8 protein-coding genes are annotated in these 6,429 nt (G+C 67.6%); 2 read left to right on the top strand and 6 right to left on the bottom strand.

Going from position 1 to position 6,429, the window contains the following annotated elements:
• The 3 genes from ACFWF3_RS19970 to ACFWF3_RS19980 all read right to left on the bottom strand — a co-directional run.
• A partial coding sequence (locus tag ACFWF3_RS19970) for a TetR/AcrR family transcriptional regulator (RefSeq protein ID WP_379314808.1) occupies positions 1–709 on the bottom strand: 709 nt, incomplete at its 3' end.
• 38 nt (positions 710–747) lie between these two features.
• Entirely contained in the window at positions 748–2,070 is a 1,323-nt protein-coding gene (locus ACFWF3_RS19975; RefSeq protein ID WP_379314809.1) for a family 1 glycosylhydrolase, read from the bottom strand.
• 235 nt (positions 2,071–2,305) lie between these two features.
• Complete coding sequence (locus ACFWF3_RS19980) at positions 2,306–2,851, bottom strand: nitroreductase/quinone reductase family protein (protein WP_379314810.1); 546 nt, start codon at positions 2,849–2,851, stop codon at positions 2,306–2,308.
• Positions 2,852–2,961: 110 nt separating this feature from the next.
• Here ACFWF3_RS19980 and ACFWF3_RS19985 point away from each other — a divergent pair, with 110 nt between their 5' ends.
• Positions 2,962–3,444, top strand: coding sequence for a nitroreductase family deazaflavin-dependent oxidoreductase (locus ACFWF3_RS19985; RefSeq protein ID WP_378991654.1), 483 nt, complete (start codon positions 2,962–2,964; stop codon positions 3,442–3,444).
• Positions 3,445–3,524: 80 nt separating this feature from the next.
• On the opposite strand, the gene ACFWF3_RS19990 is transcribed toward ACFWF3_RS19985, so the two are convergent.
• Together ACFWF3_RS19990 and ACFWF3_RS19995 are read right to left on the bottom strand one after the other, a co-directional pair.
• Positions 3,525–4,727, bottom strand: a complete 1,203-nt coding sequence (locus ACFWF3_RS19990) for a site-specific integrase (protein ID WP_379314811.1) — start codon at positions 4,725–4,727, stop codon at positions 3,525–3,527.
• Between the two features lie 76 nt (positions 4,728–4,803).
• A complete protein-coding gene (locus ACFWF3_RS19995) occupies positions 4,804–4,998 on the bottom strand; it encodes a hypothetical protein (RefSeq protein WP_379314812.1) in 195 nt (64 codons plus the stop codon).
• 174 nt (positions 4,999–5,172) lie between these two features.
• Here ACFWF3_RS19995 and ACFWF3_RS20000 point away from each other — a divergent pair, with 174 nt between their 5' ends.
• Positions 5,173–5,724, top strand: a complete 552-nt coding sequence (locus ACFWF3_RS20000; protein WP_379314813.1) for a hypothetical protein — start codon at positions 5,173–5,175, stop codon at positions 5,722–5,724.
• 18 nt (positions 5,725–5,742) lie between these two features.
• Here the strand turns inward: ACFWF3_RS20000 and ACFWF3_RS20005 are convergent.
• Positions 5,743–6,429: winged helix-turn-helix transcriptional regulator (locus tag ACFWF3_RS20005; protein WP_379314814.1), on the bottom strand; the 687-nt coding region annotated here is incomplete at its 5' end.

The following is a 6,429-nucleotide window of genomic DNA, read 5'->3' on the forward strand; positions in this document are numbered from 1 at the left end:
CCAGCTGGGTGATGATCTCGGTGAGTTGCTTGTCGGGGTCGAGGTTCAGGCCGTGGCGGCGGGCGACGCCGTCGACCACGTGCCAGGCGTAGGAGGCGACTTCCTCGATCAGCTGATCCCTGGTGAGCGCGGGATCGGGGTCGTTGGCCCAGCGGGTGACGGTGGCCTCGGTCATCGACACGATGGCGAAGGTCATCGTGTCGGCCGAGGCCTCGTCGGTCACGCCCACGACACCGGCCAGGCCGGTGACGAGCGCCCTGGTCGAACCCGCGAGGGTGTCGATCAGCGCGCTCATCGCGTCGATATCGGGATCGGCCTCCGATGGTCCTGTCCGCAGGAACTCGTGTAGCCGGGGATGGTCCTGGATCCAATCGACGACGCCGCCGATCGTGCGAACCAGGATTTCGTGGATCGATCCCTCGGCGATGTCGAGGGCATCCTCGATGTCGGCGACGAAACGGTCGGCGATCTCGCTCCTGATCCGGCGATCCAGCTCGTCGCGACCGGCGAACTGCCGGTAGACCACCGATTTCGCGAGCCCCGCGTGCTCGGCGATCTGGATGATCGGCACCTCGACGCCGGCGGGCGCCTGTTCGATCAGCTCGACTGCGGCCAGCACGATCCGCTCCCGGCGGCTGTCGTTGTGCGGCTGCCATCGGGCTTGCCTGCCGCTCACGGCGCTGGAGGGGCGTGACGCTGTGCTCGACACCCGCCCGAGTGTAGAGCAAACGTTGACGCTTCAAACCCCTACCGGGGGACCGACACCGGATCGGTGCAACTGGCGAGTCCGTCGACGAGCGAGCACGCAGCGACGGGGCGCGTCGGCCGGTAGTCGGGGCCGACGCCTCCCGCCGTGGTGATCGCCCGGTAGGCCGCGACCGCGTCGGTCGGTGTGCGGGTCAGCGTCGGGTCGGTGAGCACGTCGACGGAGTAAAGGCCGAAACGTGGTGTGTAGGAGCCCCATTCGTAGTTGTCGGTCAGGCTCCAGTAGTTGTAGCCCATCACCGGGATGCCGTCGGCGGCGGCGCGCTGCAGCCAGTAGACGGTGTCGCGGAGCGAATCCGCGCGGGTGTAGCCGTCGGCGCGCGGGCGGCCGTTCTCGGTGGGGATGCCGTTTTCGACGATGTAGAGCGGGCGGCCGGGGAACTTCCGCGCGTAGTGGTCGAGCGCGTAGTAGATGCCTTCGGGTTGCAGCGGAATCGTCCAGAGACGGTCGGGATCGGGGACTTGCAGCTGTGCGGGGGAGAAACCGTAGTAGTAGTCGATGCCGATGTAGTCCAGGCGGGCGGAGATCCGGTCGAGCAGGGGTCCGCTGACCGCGTCGTCGGCGCTGGGGATGTAGGCGACGTTGCTGGTCACCTGAGCGCCGGGGTGTACGGCGTGGATGTAGTCGTAGATGCTGTTGTGGGCCTGGGTGATTCGTTCACCCATCGTCAGTACGTCGGCCGCGCCGATGCCGCCGTGCCGCAGATCGTTGACCAGATAGAACGTGGGCTCGTTGAACGTCACCCACAACGGGTCGGTGCCGGCGTACCGGTCGACGACGCGGCGGGCGTTGGACAGCCAGTTCGCCACGATCTCCGGATCGCGCCACCCGCCGCGGTCGGCTGCCCAGCCCGGGTACACCCAGTGGTCGAGGGTCAGCATCGGCCGCATTCCGGCCTCGGTGATGGCCGCGATGACATCGTCGTAGAACGCGAGCGCCGCGTCGTCCCAGATTCCGGGTTGCGGTTGAACCCGGGCCCACTCGATGCCGATGCGGTACACCCGCACACCGAGTTTCGCGGCAAGGGCGATGTCGGAGCGGTATCGAGCGCGGAAGTCCACCGAGTTCAGGTAGGGGTCGGCCGTGCTCCCCGATTCGACATAGCGGCGCCAATTGCTGTCCGGCGCATCACCTTCGGCCTGAAAGCCGGAAGCTGCCACGCCCCACAGGAATTCGGGTCCGAGGGGCGCCAGGTGAGCCGGTGCGGGTGGTCGGGCGAGAGCGGGGGAGGGGCCGGTTGTGAGCAGGGCCGAAGCGGCCACAGCGAACGTAGCGAGGATACGTCGACCACTGGGGGAGGGCATGGCACTCCTGGCGGGCTAGGGGAGGGGAGTGAGATCAGTGTGCGACATCGAGGGGAACAGTGCGGGGAATTGAGGCGGAGCGGCGGGCCCGGAACTTGTCACAGAATCACATGTGGTTACGTAGATATGCGCATCTACATATGTATCACCTCGTTATGGCCCCAAACATCGCTCAATTCGCGACATGTTCGAATGAAAAACGAACTCACCAGCACAGACAGGGGAGGGGCTTCCGTTAGACCGCGAGGTCGACGGCTACCGCACGGCCGGTGTCGAACCAGTACTCGTGCAGCCGCCGGATCTTCGCCCGTGAGGGCATACCGCGCAGGTGAAGCGTGCATTCGCCGAAGTCGACCAGCACGACGGTGTCGCACAGCAGGGCGCGCGCGGTGGCGAGTTCGGCCGGGTCGGTGATCTCCCTGGCAATCCCGCTGTGGGTGCCGTCGGGCAGCTTCACTGTGACGTACGGATCGGCGCGGACGTTGAGCAGCCAGGAATTGACCGCGCCGGGCTGCGCGACCGTCACGTGCGGCGGCATCAACTGGACCAGGTACGCGCGATCGCCGTCGCGCAGGATCCGGACGCACTTCGCGCGCGGAAGACCGGTCTTGCGCCCCGTGGTGGTCAGAATCCCGTACCCACGCGGTGTGCGGAGGCGGAAGAACGGCAGCATGCCCGCGCTGAGCAGCTTGCCGTCGCGAGGGCCGCGAACGAGCCGCCCGTGTTTGCCGATTTCGGCCTGCGCCGCAGTGCGCCGGGCTTCGTTTCGGGCCTCGTCCATGCCCCTATGGTCCGCCTGCGGCGATCGGTCGTCCAGCACACCGAGTGAGTTGGCTCTCAGCACACCGTCGTGAGTGGGCGAACCGGGTTCGCTCGAGCCAGGATTCGGGGATGGTTTGGAATCCCTTGCCGGGCTTTGCGCGCGTGTTCGCGTCGCAGCCCTGGGTGATGCGTGGCGCCGGCGTTGTTCTGCCGACCGAGCGGCTGTTGCGCAGGCTCAGCGGCGGTCGGTGGGGTGTGCTCGATCTGGCCGGGCTCCCGTCGATCGAGATCACGGTGGTCGGGCGCAAGTCGGGACAGCCGCGCACCACCTCGCTGCTGTGTGTGCCCGACGGCGACGGCTTCTATCTGGTGGGCTCGAACTGGGGCAAGCCGGAGCATCCGGCGTGGTCGGCGAACCTGCGCGCGGCCCGCACGGCATCGGCACGCTTCGACGGCAGCTCCGCGTTCCCGGTGTCGGTCACCGAGATCGCCGGTGTCGAGCGTAAGCGGGTGTGGGACCAGGCCGTGGAATTCTGGCCGGGCTACGAGATGGAATTCCAGCGCTCGGGAGGTCGCGAGTTCCGCATCTTCCGACTCGACCGGATCGTCTGATCAGAGGGCATTGTCGGTGGCTCGCGAGCTTCGATCGCGTTGTGCGGCGCTGACGGCCGATTGTCGCCGTACGGGCTGGTTCAGAGGCCGAGTTTGGTGACGGCGTTGTCTTCGAGCGGATTCGCGGTGCGGATGTAGCCGTGGACGGTGCGGGGGTTGGCCCAGCGGCCCTGGCGCATGATCTCGCGGTCGCTGGCGCCGCCGAGGGCGGCCTGGGTGGCGAAGCCCGCGCGCAGGGAGTGCCCGGAGAACAGGTCGGGGTCGAGGCCCGCACGAGCCGCGTAGCGCTTGACCAGTTCGGCCACGGCCCGGCCGGACAGCGCGGTGTCGCCGATCGAGCCGTGCCGGTTGATGGTGGGGAACAGCGCGCGGTCGGAGTCGGTGCTGAGCCGGGTGCCGGTGAAGCCGTGGCAGCGATGGATCGCGGTGTCGGCGGCGAGGTTGTTCGCCGTCCAGGATCGTGTGCCCTCGTCGCCGGTGTCGGCGTGGACTTCCAGCAGGCGGACCCAGTCGGCGAATGCGCAGATCGGGCAGGTGCGTGGGTGTTTGCCGCGGGGTAGGGCGATGCGCTGTTCGGCGATGCCGGTCGGGTCGGTCTTGGTTGTCGGCAGGTGCACGACGAGCAGCGGTTCGCCGGTGGTGTGGTCGGTGCGTACGTGTACGTCGCTGATGCGCAGGCCCGCGAGTTCGCTGCGCCGCAGTGCGCCGGCGAAGCCGACCAGCAACGCCAGACCGTCTCGCCGGCGCGCGGGTTCAGTGGGCCAGGCGGGTGCGGGGAGTTCGGCGAGAAGTTGGTCGAGGGTGTGCAGCAGGACCGGGCGTTTCCGGGTCGGCGGGGTGCGGCGGGTGCGGCGGATGCCGCGCAGGGTGAGTCGCACGACGTCGGAGCGGGTCGGTGAGGGGAGTCCGTTGGCGGCGTGGACTGCGGCGATGGCGGCGGACTTGCGATCCAGGGTGGCCGGGCTGAACGCCCATGTGCCGTTTTCGCGTCGGGCGTCGGCGGAGGCGGCCAGGTAGACGGCTACGTCGAGTGGGTCGGCGGGCAGGGCCTGTCGGTGTTCGGCCGCGCACCAGCCTGCCCAGGCGATCCAGTCGGTTCGGTAGGCGCGCAGAGTGTTCGCCGATTGGGACGCTTCGAGGTAGCGGCGCAGTGCACCTGCCTGGGTGTCGTCGAAGCGTTCGCGGACCAGGCGCAGGGCTGCGGTGTCGACGAGGACGCTGCGCACTCCGCGGCGTAGTTCGGTGCGGACCTGCTCGGGAAGCACCACCGATGCGTCGCTCAAGCTCGCCACTCCTCCGCGTGAATCGCCTCTGCCGCCGATGATTGCCGGTGTCGCAGCTTATGTCATCGGCGTGCGGTCACGGCATCTCTTCGAGTTCGGCGAGCTGGGTGTGGATGTAGGCCGCGAGGCGGTGGCGGGCCGCGCCGGTGAGGAAGCTGGTATCGCCCAGGCGCGGGAAGTGGTCGTCGACCTCGCGATCAGGCGCCGAGGCAGTCTCGGGAGCTTCGCTGACCAGTTCGAGACGGGCCGGATGCTGTTGGGGCAGAGGCACATTCGGTTCGTACGGCTCTGAGGTTACTGCTCCGGTACGCACCATGGTCGAATCCTAACGTTTTGATTACGGCGGCTGCCAACATGACGTGGCAAGTAGTGATTACCGCCACGTTTTGTTCCATATAGTTCATGACACCCGGTCGGAGCCTGCGCCGGCCGACATCATGGACCGATGCAGGTGGTCATCGCCGACACGGAAATCCGGTTCGTCGACTACCCTTTCGCGGGCGCGTCGGTGTATCCCGACGGCGTGATCGCGGTATCCGCGATCAGCGAAGCCGATCCGGGCGCGATACGCCCATACCTGCGTACCGTCACCGGTGAGACGCTGTTCGTGCACGCTGAGCATCGTCCCGGGCTGGACGAGTTCTGCCGACGCAACGCGATCGCGATCCATCGACGTCTCGATATCTGGGCTGATCTGCTCGAGCCGTTCCTCGACACCTGGTTCGATGCCGAGGACCAGCGGGCGACCGAAGCACGGTTGCACGGGGTGGGACTGGAGTCGAAGGAGATCGCCGAGATCCGTGGGCGCGTCGAACGGGCGATGATGTCCTACAACTTCGACAGCATGCTGTGGGAGTGGGTGTATCTGGGTTTGTACGATCTGTTGTCAGCGGCGAACGGCGTCCTCGTGCGGCCTGAATCGCAGGCGACGCTGGGAGATCCGGTAGAGCTGTACCGCTGGGCGATGAGCATCGCCGGGCGAGCCGGATCCACCTGAACGGCAAGACCTTTCGGCTCATGAGGCGCGTGCTTGCGGATCGGGGCGCGCAGTTGCCGCGACATATCCGGCCACCGGACTCAACCGCAACACCGCGGGCATGCGGCGGGTCAGCGCGGGCGGGCCGGTGAAGGTGATCCGCCCGGTGCGTTGCGCGTGGGTGAGCGGCATGCGCCCCAACCACACTTCGTAGAGCCCAGCGACATCCGCGCTGATCGTGACGTCGACGGGATAGCCCGGATCGGTCTCACACACCGAGGGCACCGCGCCTTCGACCACGATCCAGAAGCGACGAACGTCGTCGGTGAACCGGACGTGCAGCACCTGCCGTCGGCCTGGCAGCATGGAGGTGTCGACGCGGGTGTGCATCCACCACACGAGCAGGGCGGCGTCGAGTTCTTCCTCCTGTGGCGCGCCGAAGGTCCAGCGTGCGCCCCATTCGCCGAGGCCGAACAGAATGGGCTCGAGCTGGCCGCCGGCTTCGGTGAGCAGGTGTTCGGTGCCGAGTTTCTCGATGAGTCCGGCCCGTTCGAACTGGCGCAGGCGTTTGGCGAGCAGGCTGCGCGACAGCCCCGGCAGCCCGCGGGCGAGGTCGTTGAAGCGGGTGGTGCCGAGGAACAGGTCGCGCAGGATGAGCAACGACCAGCGTTCGCCGAGCACGTCGAGAGCACGCGAGATCGGACAGTACTGGCCATAGCCTGCGGT

This window comes from Nocardia sp. NPDC060220 (genome assembly GCF_042727815.1).
In the GTDB taxonomy this organism is placed as follows: Bacteria; Actinomycetota; Actinomycetes; order Mycobacteriales; family Mycobacteriaceae; genus Nocardia.

Bases quoted from the DNA above. Each gene is read 5' to 3' on its own strand.
- ACFWF3_RS19975 (WP_379314809.1), bottom strand. From the start codon at position 2,070: ATGCCCTCCCCCAGTGGTCGACGTATCCTCGCTACGTTCGCTGTGGCC.
- ACFWF3_RS20000 (WP_379314813.1), top strand. From the start codon at position 5,173: ATGCAGGTGGTCATCGCCGACACGGAAATCCGGTTCGTCGACTACCCT.
- ACFWF3_RS19985 (WP_378991654.1), top strand. From the start codon at position 2,962: ATGGTTTGGAATCCCTTGCCGGGCTTTGCGCGCGTGTTCGCGTCGCAG.
- ACFWF3_RS19980 (WP_379314810.1), bottom strand. From the start codon at position 2,851: ATGGACGAGGCCCGAAACGAAGCCCGGCGCACTGCGGCGCAGGCCGAA.